This is a genomic window from Vibrio sp. LaRot3 (assembly GCF_027587025.1).
GTDB lineage: Bacteria > Pseudomonadota > Gammaproteobacteria > Enterobacterales > Vibrionaceae > Vibrio.
This window is the reverse complement of record NZ_JAPPTI010000002.1, coordinates 250,206-269,363: the sequence shown is the minus strand read 5'-3', so window position 1 is coordinate 269,363 and position 19,158 is coordinate 250,206. Positions and strand designations below refer to the sequence as shown.

Below are 19,158 nucleotides of genomic sequence, written 5' to 3'. Positions count from 1 at the left end.
CAAAAGCACCTATAAGGTGCTTTTGTTTTATCTAACGCTTGTTATTTTGCAGACTTGTTTAAGCGATTTTTTGTATTACTTCCGTCAGTTCATTAGTGCTGTCTTGCACCTTGGCATTCATGTCATTGGTTTGCGTCATCAACTCATAAGAGTCTGCGTATTTAACGTTGATCGACTGAATATTCTCGTTAATTTCATCTGACACGTGCACTTGTTCTTCAATGGCAACCGCTATTTGTTGGTTTCTATCCACCACGTCTTGCACAAGCTCTTCAAGTAACACAATACTCTCTTGCGCTTTGCTTAGCAGCTCTACTGTACTGGCGGATTGATCATTGCCTTTTTTTAGCGCTTTAACCGCAGAATTACTGCCCGATTGAATACTCTCAATCGCCGACTGAATTTCAGTGGTTGATTCTTGAGTACGTTGAGCCAAGGTTCTTACTTCATCAGCCACGACAGCAAAACCTCGACCTTGCTCTCCTGCCCTCGCCGCTTCAATTGCTGCGTTTAGGGCTAATAGGTTGGTTTGCTCTGCAATGTCATTAATCACTTCAACCACCGAACCAATCTGCTCTGTTTGTTGGTTAAGATCAGTAACCGTTTGCGATATCTGTTTCAGTTCATTGACAAGCTCAAGCACAGAGGTATTGACGCCATCAATAACCCCGCGGCTATCGGTCATGGTGTTCTGCGCTTTTAAGGTGGCGTCTGCGGTTGCTTGCGCATTTTGAGAAATCTCAGTGGAGGCCGCTTGCATCTCATTAACAGAAGTGGCAACGACATCAATCTCGATTTTTTGCTCGCTTAAGTTTTGCGTGACGCGCTCACTGTTATCAGCAGCGGAATCGGCATTCGTTCGAGTTGCGTTACATGAATCCATCACTGATATACCAACGCGACCTATCAGTGCATCCGCGTACTGCTTACGCATTTTCATCCCTAGCTCAATTTCAGCCAGATCATTAATTCGCCCGCAATAGATGTATTCCATAAGAGGGTTATTGAAATCTTTACGCGCCATTTGGGCGATTTTTTCTAACGGACGAGTCAGCAAATAAACCGCACTTATCGAGATCGCTGCCATTGCACCTAAACCCACTAAAGGTGATTGCCCAAACTGTAGCAACGCACTCGACACACCAAACGCTGCTGCGATTCCCATAGAGCATCTCATCCAAAGGCGTGTGCGAGGAAAATACATGGTAAGAGGTTTACCCCCTCCACGTAATTTAGTGTAAGCCTTTTCAGCACGGTCGACGAAGGCGCGTTCAGGTTTAAATCGAACCGATTGATACTCTACGATTTCACCATTAAGTTTGATAGGAGAAGCAAACGCATCGACCCAATAGTAACCGCCCCCTTTGCGCTGGTTTTTCACCATGCCCATCCAATGTTTGCCTGATTGCAAATGTGACCATAAGTCTTTAAAGGCGTCTTTAGGCATATCTCGATGGCGGACAACATTATGAGGTTGGCCGTCTAACTCACCGTCGTCGTACCCCGCAACTTCACTGAAATGCGCACTGGCATATTTGATATAACTGGATGGGTCTGTAATGGAGATGAGATTGTAGTTCGCGGGATAATCGTATTCCATATCACTCATAAATCGTTTCCTTACCTAGCTAAATGACATTTATTTTTTATGCAATCAAACACCTAACGTCATTGGTAAGAATAGAACACTATTTTGTCATTCCTCGCATAAATACCACAATTTTTACATTGTATTACATAAGTGCTTATCTGGATTAGATTTTTTAGCAAAAAAAAACGCCAGCGTATGCTGGCGTTTTAAACAATTCTTTTTTACTAGCGGTATAAACCGATATCTTTTTGCATGTGACCTGAAAGATCATTCGCGCTGTATAGACGCTCAGAGTTATCAGTAAACAAAATGTCTAGTAAGTGTGCTATCAATCCTTTGAAGCTAACCGAGTAGGTTCTCTTTTCCATAGAGTTTGGGGTAATCATGGTATCAACGTGCATTACTTGCGCCATATCAGCCTCTCTATAAATTCGGGTAACTTGATTTGATGTAGAAATTCTAGTCACTTTTTTTGCGAGTAAAAAATGACAAATCTTCTATTTTCAGATTAGATTTTCTTATGACACAAATCGATAACAACGCCAATTTACGATTATGCATAAACCGACGATTCTGGCGACTAAATATCCATAATATAGGTAAATTTAGTCACCAGTCGTCACACTGCGCATTAAGCATTAACAATGCCTTTACATTCTAACCTGTAATAAATATCGCATTGCTCGCATTATTAATTACTTGAGATAACGTTGGTTATTGTAATCCCGTTTGTTGTTGCTGCTTTTGCTTCATTACAGAAGCAATCACTGCAACTGTCATTGTGGTTAGCAACACAAGCAGTGACACTGGTGTAGGGATCTCCCACGCCGAGCCGACAAGCATCATCTTAATACCGATAAACACCATAATGAATGACAGTGCTGGTTTTAGGTAGATAAACTTATCCATCATACCTTGCAGTACAAAGTACAGAGAACGTAAGCCAAGTAGCGCAAATACGTTTGCTGCTAATACCAAGAACGGTTCACGAGTAACTGCAAAAATCGCTGGGATTGAGTCTAAAGCAAACATCACATCCATAAATGCAATCACGCCGATTACAATCATCATTGGTGTTACTACACGTTTGCCATTTTCAATCACAGTCAGTGCATTACCACGATAATCATCAGTCACATTCGCGAAACGGCGAATCAGTTTCTCAGGTAGAGGGTTTACTTCCTCATCACCTTTATCACGTGCAAGTTGAATACCCGTCCAAATTAGGAACAGTGCAAATACATAAAGAACCCAGTGATACTGAGCCAGTAATTGTGCGCCCACTGCAATCATGATTGCACGTAGTATTAGCGCACCAATCACCCCCCAAAGTAATGCGCGCGGACGCAAATGCTCAGGAACGGCGTATTGATGGAAGATGATTGCAAACACAAATAGGTTGTCCACGCTGAGAGACTTCTCTAATAGATAACCTGTCACAAACGATACGGTTGCTTTTTCTGCAGTGTAGCTACTTCCTGGTGCGTAAAAATCCCAGAAAAAGTAAATAGATGCGGCAAAGAAGAACGCCAACACGAACCAAAATACACTCCATATTGCAGCTTTCTTGATGGTAATTTTACCGCCACGAGTTTGCCAAATATCTAGAGCGACAAGGATGAAAGTCAGTAGGCCGAAACCTAAGTATGTAGATGGGGTCATGTTTCCTCCAAATAACGGAGGGATCGAGAGCAAGTATTGGTTACGATCCCTACCGCAAACAAACAACCTTATACGGATAAATCCCGCATAAGAATTTGATTACGTTGGTCTCGTCGAAGCGCTGAACGCTTATACTTACCGGAAAGGCAATGCCTAACGAGATGACGATAAGTAAACCAGAGGCGACTACTCCCCAAACGCTGCGGATAGTACGCCTACTTTATCCATTCGTCTATAAATAAAATCAAAAAGGAGCAATAAAAATTGCTCCTTTACGTTAGGTGGTTGATATTAAAAACCACCGGCAGGGATAAAGTAAACCAATGAGGTCCAAACGCAGACCCAACTGACTACAACTGCCACATCGACCCAGTCTTTACTCCACATAATGACTCCTTATGCACTGTTAAGGATCCCATGACAGAATACTTAATGCATAAGCCATGCCACTGTGTTGAATTTTTAACCATCAGTTTCGGTAAGCAACGGAGTCACAGCTTAAAATCTCAGGCTTATCTTTGAGATATTGAATAAAACAATCCGCCATAGAGAGTGTTGTTACCTCCCCTTCGCCTTGCATATTGAGGATGGCTTCATAACCCTCTTTACCTTTCATGGTATAAGCAGAGGATGTACCAGTGTAGGTATGATGGTCATCTATCGGCTGCCACCCTGTACTTTCGCGGTAAATCTCAAGCGATTCAATACGCTGCCCCATAGGTGCAGTGGCATCATAATCAAACCTTAAATTCGCTGTATATGGGTATGAGCCATCGCCTGTCCCTTTAACGCCGTTACTCAAGGCATTATTGATTGCATCCTCTAATGTGGCTCTGATGAACTCGCCCTTTATGCGATATACACCAATCGGCACGGCGAACGGCAACACCTTTCCGGCAATATCGGCCACTGAGATAGGCCCCGGGTTAATAGATGTTCTGACACCACCCGCGTTATGAATGGCAAAATCTATCTCATAACCTTGCGCTATCATAGCATGCTGGAAAGACTGGCTCACCAACGGTGCGATTTCGCTACCACCTTGCTCATCGGGTACACGAATATGGCGAAGTTTGTTACTGGCGGTAGCTAAAATTGTTTGTTGTAAAGCTCGAACTCGGCTTTGATAACGCTCTTGAAGCAGTTTCTGAATTTGATTGTCTTTATGACAAACCATCACGTTGGGATGGTTTTCTATTTGAGCACGCAGGGCTTGGTAATCTTGTTGCTGCCAAGATTGACTTCGGCTGGTATCAATAAATAGACGACGACCAATAAGAAGCTCGTTTTTACCATTAAAGCGAGCCACTGTCCCTTGTTCATCAAATTCGATGTCACAATGACCAAGCGCCAGTGCGTGATAACCGGCTTGAACGACGTAAGTTTGATTTACCTTTACGCCATACTCATCAGACTTACCTAGCCCTAGTTGGCTAAAGTCCCCTTGCAACACGTGGCTGTGACCACCAACAATAATTGAAATACCACCAACATGATTGGCAAAGTCCAAGTCAGTGTCGTAGCCCATATGGCTAAGTAAGATGATTTTATTAATGCCTGCTCTGTGAATCTCACACACGGTATTACGCGCGGTTTCTATCGCGCTAACAAATGGCGTGTCGGCATCTGGATTGGAAATGTCCGCCATTTTATCAAGCGTAAGGGAGAAAATGGCAATCGCTTCATCACCGATATGTTTTACTATCCACTGAGCCGATCGGCTGTATGGGCGGAATGAAAATACATTTGGATTACCGCTTAACCGTTCAGGTTTATCCTCACACTCTTTGGATAAATCCCAATTGCCCGCCAATAACGGGAAATCAATCTGCTTAGCAAATTGGGCAACCGGTAAATTACCCATGTCTAATTCATGGTTGCCTACCGCCATCGCATCCAAACCAAGTTGGTTGAGCATGGTGGAATTGGCTTCGCCTTTAAATAAGGAGAAGTAGAGCGTGCCTTGGAAGCAATCGCCCGCGTGTAAAAACAAGAAGCCCTGTTCGTTTTCTTCTGCTTGCTGTCTGAGCTGTTTAGCTCGCGTGGCAATACGAGCAAAACCACCCGCACTAACAAACGGGGTTTCAGTGCCTGAGCCGCTCGGCAAACTTAATTGTAAGGACGTTGGTTCAAAATAAGAATGGGTATCGTTGATGTGCGCCAATTTGATTCGCGTGGCTTTATTTTTTCTTTCTGTCATAAGTATCTCTCTTTTCACCGCGATCCTACCTCAATCTGTATGACAGATTCATTACTTTTTATAAAAACTTGTTTTTAGATTAGCCAAGGGACGTACATCTCTTTGAATTTTCGGGAGTTTATTTTTGAAAATTCGTGGTATTGTGAGCTAAATGCCTGCCAATACTCACTTTTTCTTTTATTCTTAATGATGTACAGGTTAATTTAGGTGAGCTTATGCAACTAGAACGCATCGAAATCGCGGGCTTTCGCGGAATTAAACGCCTATCACTTTCTTTTGGCCAACTCACCACATTAATTGGTGAGAACACTTGGGGTAAATCATCACTGCTTGATGCACTCTCTGTTGCTCTGCCAGCAGAAGGTATTCCCTACGAGTTCGAGATGACTGATTTCCATGTCGACTACTCCATTTCTCATCCACAGTCTCAAGACTTACAAATTATTCTTACGCTGATTTCCAATGAAAAGAACGAAATTCGTTCCGGGCGATACCGCAAGATCAAACCCATTTGGGTCACCGATGATCAGAATACCAAGCGCATCATTTACCGTTTAAGCGCCAGTCGTGAGCAATATGAAATCAAAACCGAATACGATTTTTTGGATATGCAAGGCGACCCGCTTCCTTTGCACCACACAGAAAAACTCGCTCAAGAGTTAATGTCGTTACACCCTGTTTTACGACTTAAAGATTCTCGCCGTTTCGAGCGCCCCATTCATTCTAATGGAGATAAAAATGAGCGCATAGAAAAACGCATCAACAACACCTGTCGCCGCTTAATGGCTGTACCGGGCCACGTCAATAAAGGTGAAATGCGCAGTAGCTTGAATTCGATGAGCATGCTGGTGGATCACTATTTCTCATTTAAGCCTTATACGCGGAGCAATCTACGTAAACAAAGAGACGGCATCTTTTACAGCGGTCATAACACAACAGGTATAAGCATTTCTGAATTTGTAGAGCAAACCAACAGCAAGCAAACCAGATTGTTGTTTATGGGGCTACTTAATGCTTATTTACAGGCAAGAGGGCCGAATAAACTGCGTCGCTGCGCTCGACCTTTGTTGATCATTGAAGATCCTGAAGGCCGCCTACACCCTACTCATCTAGCAAGAGCATGGGGTCTGTTGCAACTGTTACCGATGCAGAAGATTCTAACTACCAATAGTGGCGATCTACTTGCTCAAGTTCCTCTGCATAGTATCCGCCGTCTCGTGCGACAGTCAGACAAAACCGTATGCACAAGCTTAGCTTTGCAAGGTTTATCAAACGATGAACTGAGAAAAGTCGGCTTTCATATTCGCTTTCACCGCTCTGGGGCGCTTTACGCCCGTTGTTGGTTATTGGTAGAAGGTGAAACCGAAGTTTGGCTGTTTAATGAACTGGCCAATCAATGCGGCTATAACCTTGCCGCCGAGGGGGTACAAATTATTGAGTTTGCCCAGTCAGGGCTGCGTTCATTAATAAAAGTAGCGAAAGCATTCGGTATTGATTGGCATGTCGTCACAGACGGCGATCCAGCAGGGAAAAAATACGCTGCATCTGTTAGGGCTCGTCTAGATGGAGAGCATGAGCGTCATCGTTTAACGGAACTTCCCGACCGCGATATCGAACACTTCCTCTACAACAATGGCTTTGAATCCTTCTTCCGTGAAATGGTAAAAGTGCCGCCAGAACACCCTATTCCTGCCAAAAAGGTGGTGGCTAAGGTACTAAAGAAATACGCTAAACCCGATCTTGCCCTCGCAATCGTCTCTCACTGTGAGGACAAAGGCACTCGCTGTATTCCTAAATTGCTCCGTTGGACTCTGAAACGTGTCGTGACACTTGCCAATGGCAACACCTAGTAAAGAAAAAAGGCCTCATTAATGAGGCCGGTCTTCAAATTCGAAAACGAATATCGGGGGTGTTTCAATTTTTTTGATAATGCTTATTTTAGCTCAGAGACCTGAGAATCTTGATTGATGGCTTTGGTTTGGTTCGCACGCTCATGAAGCCATAAACCCGTTGCTTTCATGGTGTATCCAAACAAGCCACCAAGAATCAGTGAAGGAATCACAATCTGCCAATCGCCACCTGCCGCAAATGTCGCGCATGAACCGATAAACGTACCCGGAATGAACGACAGCAAGGTTTTGTGCGCTTGTAGACACATAAACAACGTCACGATACCAGTGAGCACATAGCCCAAAATATCACTCGACACAAAACTAGAACCTTGAATGATCATCATCGCCCAAAATACACCAGATAAATTGGTGATAAGGCTTATCAATAAACCTTTATAGCCTTCATGAGGGGTCGCAAAGTAACTTGTACAACCAAGAAAACCCGCCCATGCTAGTAAGCCTAGCGAGACGGCTACCCAGCCCCAAACACCAGAAAGTATGGCTGTAGTGATAGAAATGGCGATCAATGTATTCATGCTGAATGTGCCCTTGCGTCTAAAACAGCATCATAGTGATTCCCCCTCTCGCCCTAAACGACCTAGATCACATTAATTATCTCGAAATTACAAATATTACATGATTATTTTGACGCAAACGCAGAATCAACAGATTTAGTAAATAAAAAAGCCGCACCACAGTCAGTGGTACGGCTTTTAAAAAGTAAAACTGTTAAAAAACGCTTGGTTTGCCTTTCATCATTCGCAATCCTTCACGTTTGATACACTCTACTAGTGGGTTTTCCACCATATCAGCGCGCCAAATAAAAGAAAGCGTTCGTTCCATGCTTAGCTCTGGTACGTTTAACGCGACTAATTGCCCACTCTCTATATAATGTTCTACATCAAGATAAGGTAAACATGTGAGGTATTGACCATTCGCCACCATGCTGCGTAACACAGGAACGTGCTCATATTCACGCCAAACGTCTAGATCTTCAATTAAATGATGAATTGAACTATCAAAAATCATGCGAGTACCTGACCCATGCTCACGCAGTACCCATTTCGCTTGCTCTAACTGAGCTAAACTCACTTTAGGTGCCATCGCAAATGGATGATGCGCCGCAGCCACCACTGTTAAATGGTCACGACACCATACTTCTTGATGCAAACGGTTATCGTCACAGCGCCCTTCAATAATGCCAATATCGTATTTGTAGTCGATGACACCCTGAATAACGCTATCGGTGCTTTTTACTTTCAGTGAAATTCGCATCTCCGGAAAGTCACTATCAATATTGCTGATAAGATCAGGCACCAAATGCTCTGCTGGTGTCTGGCTCGCACCGACACGCAGTTCCCCACTAAGCAAATGTTGTTCGTAGAAGCCCATTTCTATCTGTTGGGCATCTTGTAATAGTCTCTTCGCTTTTGGTCTTAGCCAAATCCCCCAATGAGTCAACGCCATTTGCTTGCCTTGTCTTTCAAACAAAGGCCTGCCAAGCATTTTTTCTAACTGAGCAAGCGACATACTCGTTGCAGATTGGGTTAACGCAAGTTTATCTGCAGCCAAACTTACACTTCCAGTGTCAGCCACAGCGTCAAAAACCGCTAATTGTTTCAATGAATAGCGCATAACTCTCCTTTCGTTATTACGTTCATTTTTATTATCGCGATGCGCGCATGGTTTCATTTTACTGGCTATTTTCCTCATATCAAATTATTTGATGAGGATTCTAAACATTATCAATTTTACCTCTAGGTTTTGGCACCGTAATCTGAATTGGCAACGACGAGTTAAGCGTTGCAATCATCATAAGGAGGTTATTTATGAAACTCATCACTAGGAGTGCTTATGTCATCTACTCAAGCCAACAATGATTACTTCTCGCCCATGGAGATGATGGCTGAGGCTGAAAAGTTCGCCCTAAGCAAAGCAAAGAAGAGCAGCGGTATGACTCTTAGCCTAGCCATGATGGCAGGCGCATTTATCGGTTTAGCGTTTCTTTTTTATATCACTGTTACAACTGGTAGCACGGAATCAGGTTGGGGTCTAAGTCGTCTAGCTGGCGGATTGGCCTTCAGTATGGGGCTAATACTTATCGTCATCTGTGGCGGTGAACTGTTTACCAGCTCAGTTTTGTCGAGCATATCGTGGGCTAATCGCCAAATCAGTTTTGGCAAGATGCTTTCTATTTGGGGCAAGGTTTACGTCGGAAACTTTATTGGCGCAATGATTTTACTGCTGATTGTTTCAGCAGCTGGTTTGTACCAAATGGATCATGGTCAATGGGGCTTAAATGCGCTCAACATCGCGCAACATAAGCTGCACCACACAACGGTACAAGCTTTTGCACTAGGTGTTTTGTGTAACCTCCTAGTTTGTTTGGCGATTTGGCTAACATTTAGCAGCGCGAATGCCATGACAAAAGCCGCAATGACAATCATGCCGGTGGCAATGTTTGTTTCAAGTGGCTTTGAGCACTGTGTGGCAAACATGTTTATGGTGCCGCTAGGTATCGTGATTCAAAACTTTGCGCCAGAAAGTTTCTGGCAAATGACTGGCACAACTGCCGCGCAGTATGCCGACTTAAATATCTTGCAGTTTGTTACTGCAAACTTAATCCCTGTGACACTTGGCAACATTGTTGGTGGTGCCGTATTAGTTGGATTGGCGAACTGGTGTATCTACCGACGCCCTCAACTAAAAGCAGCCAACATCGCAACGATTACTACAACCACTAACATTACGTCAGTTAAGGAAAATACTATGAACAGCAACATTATCGTAAAAGACATCATGGACACTCAACCTGTAACACTAAGCGCTGAGCTAACCACGCCAAAAGCGATTGACGTGTTGCTAAAAAACCACCTTGCAAGTGCACCGGTATGTGACATTCAAGGTCGCTTGGTAGGCTTCTTCTCTGCACACGATGTGATGGTTGATTTGTGGTGCCAAGATTACATTCCAACACAAGGCCAAAAAGTGGTGGATTTAATGTCTCGTGACGTAGTGGCGATTGACGTAAACGACAAACTGGTCGATGTGGCTGAGTTCCTATGTATTGATAAAGAACAGCTATATCCAACCAGCAGCATGGGCATCGCAACTCGCTTTACTACCCTTTCTTTAGAAGAACGAGCAAAGAGCATCAAAGTAAGCAAACCGCATGTTTTACCTGTACTTGATAACGGTCAAATGGTGGGTGTGGTTAACCGTCTAAGCGTACTTGAAGCAATGCGCAACATTTACGGCAAACCAACAGAAGTGGTTGAAGAACAAAAACAAACAGCATAAGCGAATACTTCAACAACATTGGCTAGAAACCAAAGCGCCTCATTACTATGAGGCGCTTTTTTATGTTTATCATTTAAAGACGTTTTTATGGCATACAACCAACAATGTTACTTTTTGATGCCTTCAATATGTAAGTCCATATCAACATAGCTAGAATCACCCATCACTGGGATATTGAAATCAGCCAGTTCTAGACGGGTTGTACCTTCGAAACCTGCACGCTCACCACCCCATGGGTCTTTGCCTTGGCCAATCACTTGCGCATCAATGGTGATCGATTTGGTAACGCCATGAAGATTTAGATCGCCTATCAGGTCGAACTTACCATTGCCCTTATCAACGACTTTAGTGCTATTGAACGTGGCGCTTGAAAACTTACCTGCATCAATAAAGTCGCCACTGCGAATGTGCTTATCACGCTCTGCATGGTTTGAATCTAAGCTTGTCGTATCCACATTGACTGATACTTTTGATGCCGAAAGATCCGCCGGGTCGTAGCTAAAATCACCTTCAAATTTATTAAAGCGCCCCTGAATAAAGCTGTAGCCCAAATGGCTTACTTTAAAGTTAATGGAAGCGTGTGCCCCCTTGGTATCAATAACGTAATCCGCTGCGCTAGCTGTAAATGGCACAGCCATCACCATAGCCAATCCTGTAGCAAGTAACGTTTTTTTCATTTTGAAGCTCCTATCATTTTGCGTAGCGTGTTATCTCGGTTAATAAAGTGGTGTTTAAGTGCCGCAGCCGCGTGTAATGCCGCCATGATGATCAATGACCATGCCGCGTAGAAATGAATCTGCCCTGCAAGGTCAGCTTGACCTTCAAACAGTGCACCGGCGCCGGGTACAGCAAACCAATTAAAGACATCAATAGAACGTCCATCTTCGGTTGAAATCAAATACCCAGAGACAAATAAGACGATAAGTACTAGATACATCAGCATGTGAACCAATTTTGATGCCACCTTCTCAAAAGCATTACCTTCCACTTTCGGTGACGCGGTAACATGCTTCCAAATCAGACGAAAGATGGTTAATCCTGCTAATAAAATACCTATAGACTTGTGCCAATGAGGCGCGGTTCGATACCATTTACTGTAGTAAGTAAGATCAACCATCCACAAGCCGACGGCAAACATACCAATAACGACTAATGCCGACAGCCAATGTATCGATCTCGCCACGCCATTGTAATTTGTCACCTGCTTGCTCATGTTATTCCCTTACGTTATACATTAACGCGTCTACTTAAACTGTATAACAAAGTATTTACCAAAGTGAGCATGGATAAAAGAGACGGGATTAGAATAACTCGTTCAAAATATTCGAAGGAACTTCTCGGGCTCGTGATTACCGTTCGAACTCATCTATCTGTTCGATTTGAAATATCTCATCAGCAATGTCTAATACTTTACGTTCCATAATGGCCTGAGCATCTGACAGCCCTTTGTTGTAAAACACTGGCGCAAACTTAGCGATAACAAAATCGAGCAAAAATTGTGCGTCAAACTGCCCTAACTCTGTTTCTAACTCGTCCGCAAGGTATTCTTGTAGTGCTTCCGCCATCTTCTGTTTTTGTTGTGACGTAAATTCAATCTTCGACATAAATCCTCTTTAAGGTCAGTGTTTAAGCTGATTTAGTGTAACGAATTATCAGCCACGCGTGTTAATCTAACCGCCGTTTTGGGCATAACTGCTACCCTTTGGCTAAGCATAAATGGAGAGATACCTTGTTACTGGACACTCTGATTCAAAGTGTTAATGAGTTCCAAGCAGACTGTATGGCTCTGTGCGAAAACCACTATCCTACGATCCATAATAAAGGGATGAGCGAACACCACCTTGGCCTCGCTTTTGCTCGTCGCTTAGCCCGCACACTCACTGAATTTGGCCATCATTGCGATTATGCCGCGATCGAATCCTACCCGAGTGGTGAACAACCTAGCCATTATAGAGTCAGCTCTGATATAGGGACGGTATGGATTCTCACCTCTCACCTTGTGAGCGCTGGTTCAAGTTGCCGCCGTAAGCTGTTCCGCACGGTTCAACAGTGGCAACATGAGTACGAATTTGCTATCCAACCAAACGATTTATTACTGCTTCTTACTGATCACTGGATCACGCGCAGCAAACAAAGCCGTGAGCTCATCCATTGGTGGACAGGTCAGATCCCTGACAATATTGAAGAGTATGGAGCGCAAGGCGTAAGCTTGTACGAAAGTGATTCTCAGCTATCGCAAAGTCTTGACGAATATTTCTCGATAAGCCCTTATTACGTCAAGTTCACCCATCCATTAAAACGCTCGACAGATCAACAGTTAGTCAGAAAATACGTGCAACTCTATTCAGTGATTCAATTAAGTTGATAGCCGTCATTTAATTTTCATTCTCATACGCCATACTTTTTGCTAAAGCCCTAGCAAAAGGTCGCGCGTGAAAAAACTCAAACGATATCAGTACGAACGCTATGCCGTGCTTTGCAATCTCGCTTACAGCCGCGTTCTAAAACAAACCCGCTATGGCTTTGCTCCAAAAGGGCAGCGTGTTATTGCCAATCGATTCGGTTTACCCATGATTAGAGTTCTGTGGAGTAACGATAGCGAAGAAGTCATCGTAGTGCTTAAAGGGTCACACAACCCTTGGGATTGGTTGCTCAATTTAGGTTTGTGGCAAAGGCCCTGCGATCAAATGAACCTAAGCTATTCAATCCATGCGGGCTACCACTTTTTAATTCATCAAAACAGCCAGCCTTTCCACAAACAAGATGCGCCAAATCTTACTGTCTACCAACGCTTATTTGATACCATTGTTCCGCTCATTTTAGAGGGAAAACGAATTACGTTTACCGGCCATTCTTCAGGTGGCGCTATCGGCACCGTGTTAGCGGATCAACTTGAACATCGTTTCCCTCGTAGCGTAAAGCGAGTGGTCACCTTTGGTCAGCCATCCATTGGTGGCAAAAGCTTTAAAGCTGCGTACCTTTTGTCTCATAAAACCTACCGTATCTGTTGTGATCTCGATATTGTGACTTTCTTACCCCCTATTCCTTATTTCTATCAACACGTGGGTAAAATGCTGTGGCTTTACAATGGCAAGATCTACGAGAACACACCTACCATTCAGCGATTAGCTCGCTCGATCGGCTCTTGGTTAATGCGCCCTTTTTCTTACCATCTGATGACAAAGTACATCCGCAACAAAGATTTCTTTGATGAACGATGAGTAATGAGAGATGACTCGGGAATATCCGTCACTTTTTAGCGGATTGCTGTATTTCAAAACTCAACAAATCTATGGTTAATCAAGTAGCACCAAAGTCTTGAAATCCAATTATCCCTATTTAAACGAAAAGTTTAGGATCGATTTCAAAATTGCAGCGCTTGTCACCGTCAAAATAGCTTAATCGAACTTTATTCGTTGACAAAATAATGTCATTGTCAATAAGATGACAAACAAGTTGCACTATCCCATGCGGATTATATTAGGAAGGCACAATAAGCGATGATTCTGTCCAGTAAAACTCAGTTCCAGCGATGCGTCTCAGTGACGAGCGAGCAGCAGTTTGTGGCGAATTATAAAGGCTTAGACCTTCGCAGCGTCTACCAACCCATATTCGATAATCAAAACTCTGTTGTCGGTGTGGAAGCCTTAGTACGGATTTGCAATGAAAAGAAGCAAAACATCCGTCCTGACTTGTTTTTTGACTCTCCAGACGTCAGTCTCGAAGATAAAATCAACGTTGAACGACTCAGTCGCGTGATTCACATTCGCAACTTTTCCAATTCAAAATACCGCAAGCTCAATCTCTTTTTAAATGTGCTACCAAGTGCCGGTGAGTACTTTGCGCTAGAAGATTTGAAAGACGGGTTACTCTCAAAACGATTACGAGATTTGCATATTGATAACACGCAATTGGTAATGGAAGTCGTAGAGTTAGACTCTCGCAATGAAAAATGCTTGCAGCACGCAATGAATCGTCTGGCGCAGCATGGCTTTAATATCGCGATTGATGACTACGGCATGCAGGCTTCAACCCGTGAGCGTGTCGAGTTATTAAAACCCGCGATTATCAAAATCGATCGTAAGCTACTACTCGACTATATGGATGGTGATGAACAACCAATCCTTGAAGGCATTAAGCTAGCACGCGAGTTCAGCGCTCGGATCGTCGTTGAAGGTATTGAGACTAAAGAGCAGCACCAAGCAATGAAACGCTTAGATATAGACATGTTTCAGGGCTATTACCTTGCCACGCCAAAACCCATTGCGCCGCTACAATTAGAGAAAATCAGCTAAGCTTGTAACGATTGTATTTTCAATCACTTACTTATCCCCATAAACCCCACTTTAAAGCGGTCATTATGAGCGCATTGCTGGGCCTAACATCTACATTATGTTAATGAGTTTTCCGTTTGTTGTGACTTGTTATCTATAGATTTCATAACTTTCAAATACCCCCACTTTTTCAGTGCATATCACCAGTGATTTACAAATAAAACAGCACATGTCTCTCTTTGATATATATATTTACATTTATTGTTTTAGATCATGAGTTGCGCAACTTTCGCTCGTGCTACAAGCCCTTCTTTTGTAGATTTACGTTCATAGTTTGATACAAATCTTTCATAATTATACTTATCTACAGAGGTCTTATATGCTGGAGCTACTCATTGGTTTAGCCGTTACTGTTGCGGTCGGCTATTTCATCGTTAAAAGCTACAAACCTGCTGGCGTTCTTCTAACAGCCGGCTTACTGCTACTGCTTCTTACTGGCCTACTTGGCCACGACGTGTTGCCTTCAAAAGTGGCGTCTACTGGTAACATGTTTACCGACGCTCTAGAGTATGTGAAATACATGCTTCAATACCGTGGCGGCGGCCTTGGTATGCAAATCATGCTTCTTTGTGGTTTTGCTTCTTACATGACGCACATCGGTGCTAACAATGTTGTCGTTAAGCAATTCTCTAAGCCTCTGTCTTTCATCAAATCGCCTTACATCCTTTTAGTTGCAGCGTATATCGTGGCATGTTTGATGTCTTTGGCTGTAAGCTCAGCAACAGGCCTTGGTGTGCTATTAATGGCAACGCTATTCCCAATGATGACAGCGATGGGTATCTCTCGCCCAGCGGCAGTTGCAGTGTGTGCGTCTCCAGCAGCGATCATCCTTTCACCAACTTCTGGTGACGTTGTTATTGCAGCAGAAAAGTCAAACATGGCACTTGACGTGTTTGCAGTACAAACCGTACTTCCAGTTTCTATCTGTGCAATCATTGTAATGTCTGCAGCAGCGTTCTTCTGGAACAAGTACCTTGATAAGAAAGACAACACACCAATGGAGCGTATCGACGTTTCTGAAATCGAAGTAAACGCACCTGCATACTACGCTGCACTGCCTTTCCTTCCAATCTTCGGTGTATTCCTATTTAACGGTCGTACTATTCCTGGCCTATCACTAGACATCTACACCATCGTAGTTCTATCTATCTTTGTTGGTGCATTGGTAGACTTCGCGACAAAACGCTTTAACGGTAAGAAAACGCTAGAAGATCTAGAATCTTGCTATGCGGGTATGGCGGATGCGTTTAAAGGCGTGGTAATGCTATTGGTTGCTGCGGGTGTATTTGCTCAAGGTCTTATGTCTATTGGCGCTATCGATAACCTACTTCACCTTGCTGAAACAGCGGGCGCAGGCGGTATCGCACTAATGTTTATCCTGACTATTCTTACTGTTGCAGCAGCGATTGCGACAGGTTCTGGTAACGCACCTTTCTACGCGTTCGTAGAGCTTGCGCCATCATTAGCGGCGAAGATGGGTCTAAACCCAGCATTCCTAATCATCCCAATGCTTCAAGCATCTAACCTAGGTCGTACTGTTTCACCAGTTTCTGGTGTGGTTGTTGCAACCTCTGGTATGGGTAAAATCAGCCCATTCGAGGTAGTAAAACGTACTTCAGTACCTTGTCTACTTGGTCTGATTACCGTAATTGTTGGTACTATGTTCCTTGTTCCTATGAGTGCATAAGCAACATGCCAAAATTGAAAAAGGGTGCAGCTGCACCCTTTTTTATTGGTTATAAGATAATATTAACCCTCTACTCTTCTTCTAAACTATCGCGTTATTTCAGCTCACCAAAACGTTCAAGATACATCACTGTTGCGGCAGTACGAGAAGGCACGGCGAGCTTTTTCAGTAGGCTCTTCATATGCACTTTCACGGTTGATTCCGAGATAAATAGAACGTCAGCAATCTGCTTATTGCGCAGCCCTTTCGCCACTTGTTGCAAGATTTGCATCTCACGATCAGTCAAGCCATCAAATACATCATCTCGATTTTCTCGATCAGCGAGATAAGTCGCCACCTCTTGGCTGTACGCTTTATCTCCTGTTAGAGACTTCTTCAAAAGGCTGACTAGCTCATCCGGTTCAGTGTCTTTTAACAAGTAGCCATCAGCCCCCGCTTTCACTAGCGCATCAATATCTGCCGCACTGTCAGACACGGTTAGAATCACGATACTAGCGTCACAGCCATCTGTCCGTAACGCATTTAATGTATCCAAACCAGACATACCCTTCATATTGAGGTCAAGCAAGATCAGATCAGGTTCTACCTCATGGTTCTTAGCCACCGCATCAGCACCAGAACTAGCCTCAGCGATCACTTCAAACTCATCTTCAAAACTCAGTAACTGGTTTAATCCGCGTCTCATTAGTGGATGGTCATCCACCAGCATTACTCTACATTGTGTCAATGTCACCATCCTTTACTCTCGGATACGTTAATTCAATTTCACAGCCTTGATTCAACGCTGTATTAATCTTCAATTCACCATTTAAGCGTGATGCACGCTCATACATAATACTTAGGCCGTAGTGATTCACTTTATTGTTGTCGCCGTCCATTCCGACGCCATCATCTTTGATTTTTACTACAACTAAATTGTCAGCTTCAATACAACTAATATCGATATTCCTCGCTTGCGCATGTTTTATTGCATTGATGGTTGCTTCTCTAATTAACTGTAGTAGATGAACCTGCTCATGCGCAGCTAACTCTATGGAAGATAGCTCATTTTTTAACGAAATCGTGGCATCGGTCTGATCATCTAACTGCTCAACCATCTCATTCAACGCATTACCAAAGCTACCCTGCTTAATGGAGAGACGGAATGTGGTCAATAACTCGCGCAATTGTACGTAAGCATCACCAAGCCCTGTATCAAGCTCCGCAATAACCGAGTTAACCTGATTGCTTTGCTCAGACTGTGGCACTTTGCCCATCGAGCGTTTCAATAACGATACCTGTATCTTTAAATACGATAATGATTGTGCGAGCGAATCGTGCAGCTCCCTTGCGATAGTTGCGCGTTCTTCTAGCAATAATAATTGCTCAGATTGACGCTGCGCTTGGTTGTAATATACCGCACGAGATAAAATTCTGACGAAGTTGTCGATCAACGCTTGATCAGGACAAGGCAAATGCCAGTTCCAATACAAAGTACCTAGGTCTACGTTATCAAGCGTGAGTAACTGGCTTTGTAGGTTGTTTTCAGAGACGTCGCCTTTTTCTATGACCCAAGGCTTCTCCCCTGCACTGGCATTCACTTCTAAGCGCACCGCGATGATGCCTTCAATACTGACGATATAATCTAAAATCGCGTCGAAGTTTTCAGCGGTGATTCGCGAAGCGGTCAACTCGCTTGATGATTTATACAACACTTCTAAAGACTGGTTAGCGTGAGTCAACTTATGAGTTTTTTCGTTAACAGCTCGCTCCAATCCACGGTACATCTGACCGAGTTGCTTAGCGGTGCTATTAAACGCTTGGGTCAAAATTCCCATTTCATTATCCGATACGACGTTTAGTTCGACATCGAATGAGCGCGAACGAATTTGCTCACTGGCTAAAATCAAGGCTCTAAGCGGGTTTACGACCTCGCGGCGAACAAACAGAACAACAAAAATACTCACCAATAAGACGCCACCCAAGCCAATACCACCGACTAAGGCTAAATCACGCAGTTTCTGCTCTGAATAGTTTTGCAGCTTGAAAACAAAGGCATCAATTTGAGATACGAAGTTAGGAACTAGCATTAGATACTCTTGGCGATTTTCGCTTTCCAATACCTGTTTTAACTCGTGCCAACGCGTAATAAGCTGGTAATAGTCGTAAGTAATATCGTCCGGCACATCCCAATCTTGCAGAGCCTTCATTGATGGCGAATAGATGGATTGTTCAAATAAGAAAATATGTGAAGAGTAATCGACCGATTTAGCTTGTATGTCATTGGCTAATCGATAGCTCTGCATCCGCATTGAACCTGCAACATTGACAGCCTCTGCATCATTCAAACTTGATGCAAGAGCCACAATCGCATAACCGATCGTTATAACAGATAGCAACACGATCAATGCCATTGCACGCGCAATCGTGCCAATTACTGACTTTTTAACTCTTTTAAACAAGCCTACCTCACGGTTCAATTAGAAATATCTTTGCAGCTAGTACGTTAACCC

Annotated in this window: 17 protein-coding genes; 6 read left to right on the top strand and 11 right to left on the bottom strand. The window is 43.5% G+C overall.

All coding sequences use genetic code 11. The features are described 5' to 3' along the window. Positions 1-58: 58 nt before the first annotated feature. From OH461_RS07910 to OH461_RS07895, 4 genes are all read right to left on the bottom strand, one after another. A complete protein-coding gene (locus tag OH461_RS07910; RefSeq protein WP_270020092.1) occupies positions 59-1,609 on the bottom strand; it encodes a methyl-accepting chemotaxis protein in 1,551 nt (516 codons plus the stop codon). Positions 1,610-1,815: 206 nt separating this feature from the next. Next, positions 1,816-2,004, bottom strand: a complete 189-nt coding sequence (locus OH461_RS07905) for a hypothetical protein (RefSeq protein ID WP_270020091.1) — start codon at positions 2,002-2,004, stop codon at positions 1,816-1,818. A 301-nt stretch (positions 2,005-2,305) separates the two neighbouring features. Next, a complete protein-coding gene (locus OH461_RS07900; RefSeq protein ID WP_270020090.1) occupies positions 2,306-3,253 on the bottom strand; it encodes a TerC/Alx family metal homeostasis membrane protein in 948 nt (315 codons plus the stop codon). Between the two features lie 469 nt (positions 3,254-3,722). Next, on the bottom strand, positions 3,723-5,453 hold the full coding sequence (locus OH461_RS07895; protein WP_270020089.1) for a bifunctional metallophosphatase/5'-nucleotidase: 1,731 nt from the start codon (positions 5,451-5,453) through the stop codon (positions 3,723-3,725). A 215-nt stretch (positions 5,454-5,668) separates the two neighbouring features. Here OH461_RS07895 and OH461_RS07890 point away from each other — a divergent pair, with 215 nt between their 5' ends. Then, positions 5,669-7,303, top strand: coding sequence for an ATP-dependent endonuclease (locus tag OH461_RS07890; protein WP_270020088.1), 1,635 nt, complete (start codon positions 5,669-5,671; stop codon positions 7,301-7,303). Between the two features lie 83 nt (positions 7,304-7,386). Here OH461_RS07890 and OH461_RS07885 read toward each other — a convergent pair whose 3' ends face one another. Together OH461_RS07885 and OH461_RS07880 are read right to left on the bottom strand one after the other, a co-directional pair. Continuing rightward, complete coding sequence (locus OH461_RS07885) at positions 7,387-7,881, bottom strand: DUF1097 domain-containing protein (RefSeq protein ID WP_270020087.1); 495 nt, start codon at positions 7,879-7,881, stop codon at positions 7,387-7,389. Positions 7,882-8,074: 193 nt separating this feature from the next. Beyond that, positions 8,075-8,980 (bottom strand): LysR substrate-binding domain-containing protein, encoded by a 906-nt coding sequence (locus OH461_RS07880; protein ID WP_270020086.1) that lies wholly within the window; start codon positions 8,978-8,980, stop codon positions 8,075-8,077. A 219-nt stretch (positions 8,981-9,199) separates the two neighbouring features. On the opposite strand from OH461_RS07880, the gene focA reads away from it, so the two are divergent. Next, positions 9,200-10,645, top strand: a complete 1,446-nt coding sequence (gene focA / locus OH461_RS07875; RefSeq protein WP_270020085.1) for a formate transporter FocA — start codon at positions 9,200-9,202, stop codon at positions 10,643-10,645. Between the two features lie 107 nt (positions 10,646-10,752). Here focA and OH461_RS07870 read toward each other — a convergent pair whose 3' ends face one another. The 3 genes from OH461_RS07870 to OH461_RS07860 all read right to left on the bottom strand — a co-directional run bounded on the left by OH461_RS07870 (position 10,753) and on the right by OH461_RS07860 (position 12,249). Then, entirely contained in the window at positions 10,753-11,322 is a 570-nt protein-coding gene (locus OH461_RS07870; RefSeq protein WP_270020084.1) for a YceI family protein, read from the bottom strand. Then, complete coding sequence (locus OH461_RS07865; RefSeq protein ID WP_270020083.1) at positions 11,319-11,858, bottom strand: cytochrome b; 540 nt, start codon at positions 11,856-11,858, stop codon at positions 11,319-11,321. Before OH461_RS07865 ends, OH461_RS07870 begins: the two co-directional genes overlap by 4 nt. A gap of 136 nt (positions 11,859-11,994) precedes the next feature. Continuing rightward, positions 11,995-12,249, bottom strand: a complete 255-nt coding sequence (locus OH461_RS07860) for a DUF2164 domain-containing protein (protein ID WP_270020082.1) — start codon at positions 12,247-12,249, stop codon at positions 11,995-11,997. Between the two features lie 125 nt (positions 12,250-12,374). Between OH461_RS07860 and OH461_RS07855 the strand changes: the two genes are divergently transcribed. The 4 genes from OH461_RS07855 to dcuC all read left to right on the top strand — a co-directional run bounded on the left by OH461_RS07855 (position 12,375) and on the right by dcuC (position 16,666). Then, a complete protein-coding gene (locus OH461_RS07855; RefSeq protein ID WP_270020081.1) occupies positions 12,375-13,010 on the top strand; it encodes a hypothetical protein in 636 nt (211 codons plus the stop codon). 67 nt (positions 13,011-13,077) lie between these two features. Further along, positions 13,078-13,866, top strand: a complete 789-nt coding sequence (locus OH461_RS07850; protein WP_270020080.1) for a lipase family protein — start codon at positions 13,078-13,080, stop codon at positions 13,864-13,866. Positions 13,867-14,145: 279 nt separating this feature from the next. Next, the gene (locus tag OH461_RS07845; RefSeq protein WP_270020079.1) at positions 14,146-14,940 is read left to right on the top strand and encodes an EAL domain-containing protein; all 795 of its coding nucleotides are present in this window, start codon (positions 14,146-14,148) and stop codon (positions 14,938-14,940) included. Between the two features lie 358 nt (positions 14,941-15,298). Further along, a complete protein-coding gene (gene dcuC, locus OH461_RS07840) occupies positions 15,299-16,666 on the top strand; it encodes an anaerobic C4-dicarboxylate transporter DcuC (RefSeq protein WP_270020078.1) in 1,368 nt (455 codons plus the stop codon). 94 nt (positions 16,667-16,760) lie between these two features. On the opposite strand, the gene OH461_RS07835 is transcribed toward dcuC, so the two are convergent. After that, the gene (locus tag OH461_RS07835; protein ID WP_270020077.1) at positions 16,761-17,393 is read right to left on the bottom strand and encodes a response regulator; all 633 of its coding nucleotides are present in this window, start codon (positions 17,391-17,393) and stop codon (positions 16,761-16,763) included. Continuing rightward, positions 17,380-19,107 carry a nitrate/nitrite two-component system sensor histidine kinase NarQ gene (gene narQ / locus OH461_RS07830; protein ID WP_270020290.1) on the bottom strand — a complete coding sequence of 576 codons (1,728 nt, stop codon included), beginning with the start codon at positions 19,105-19,107 and terminating at the stop codon, positions 17,380-17,382. Before narQ ends, OH461_RS07835 begins: the two co-directional genes overlap by 14 nt. Positions 19,108-19,158: the final 51 nt, after the last annotated feature.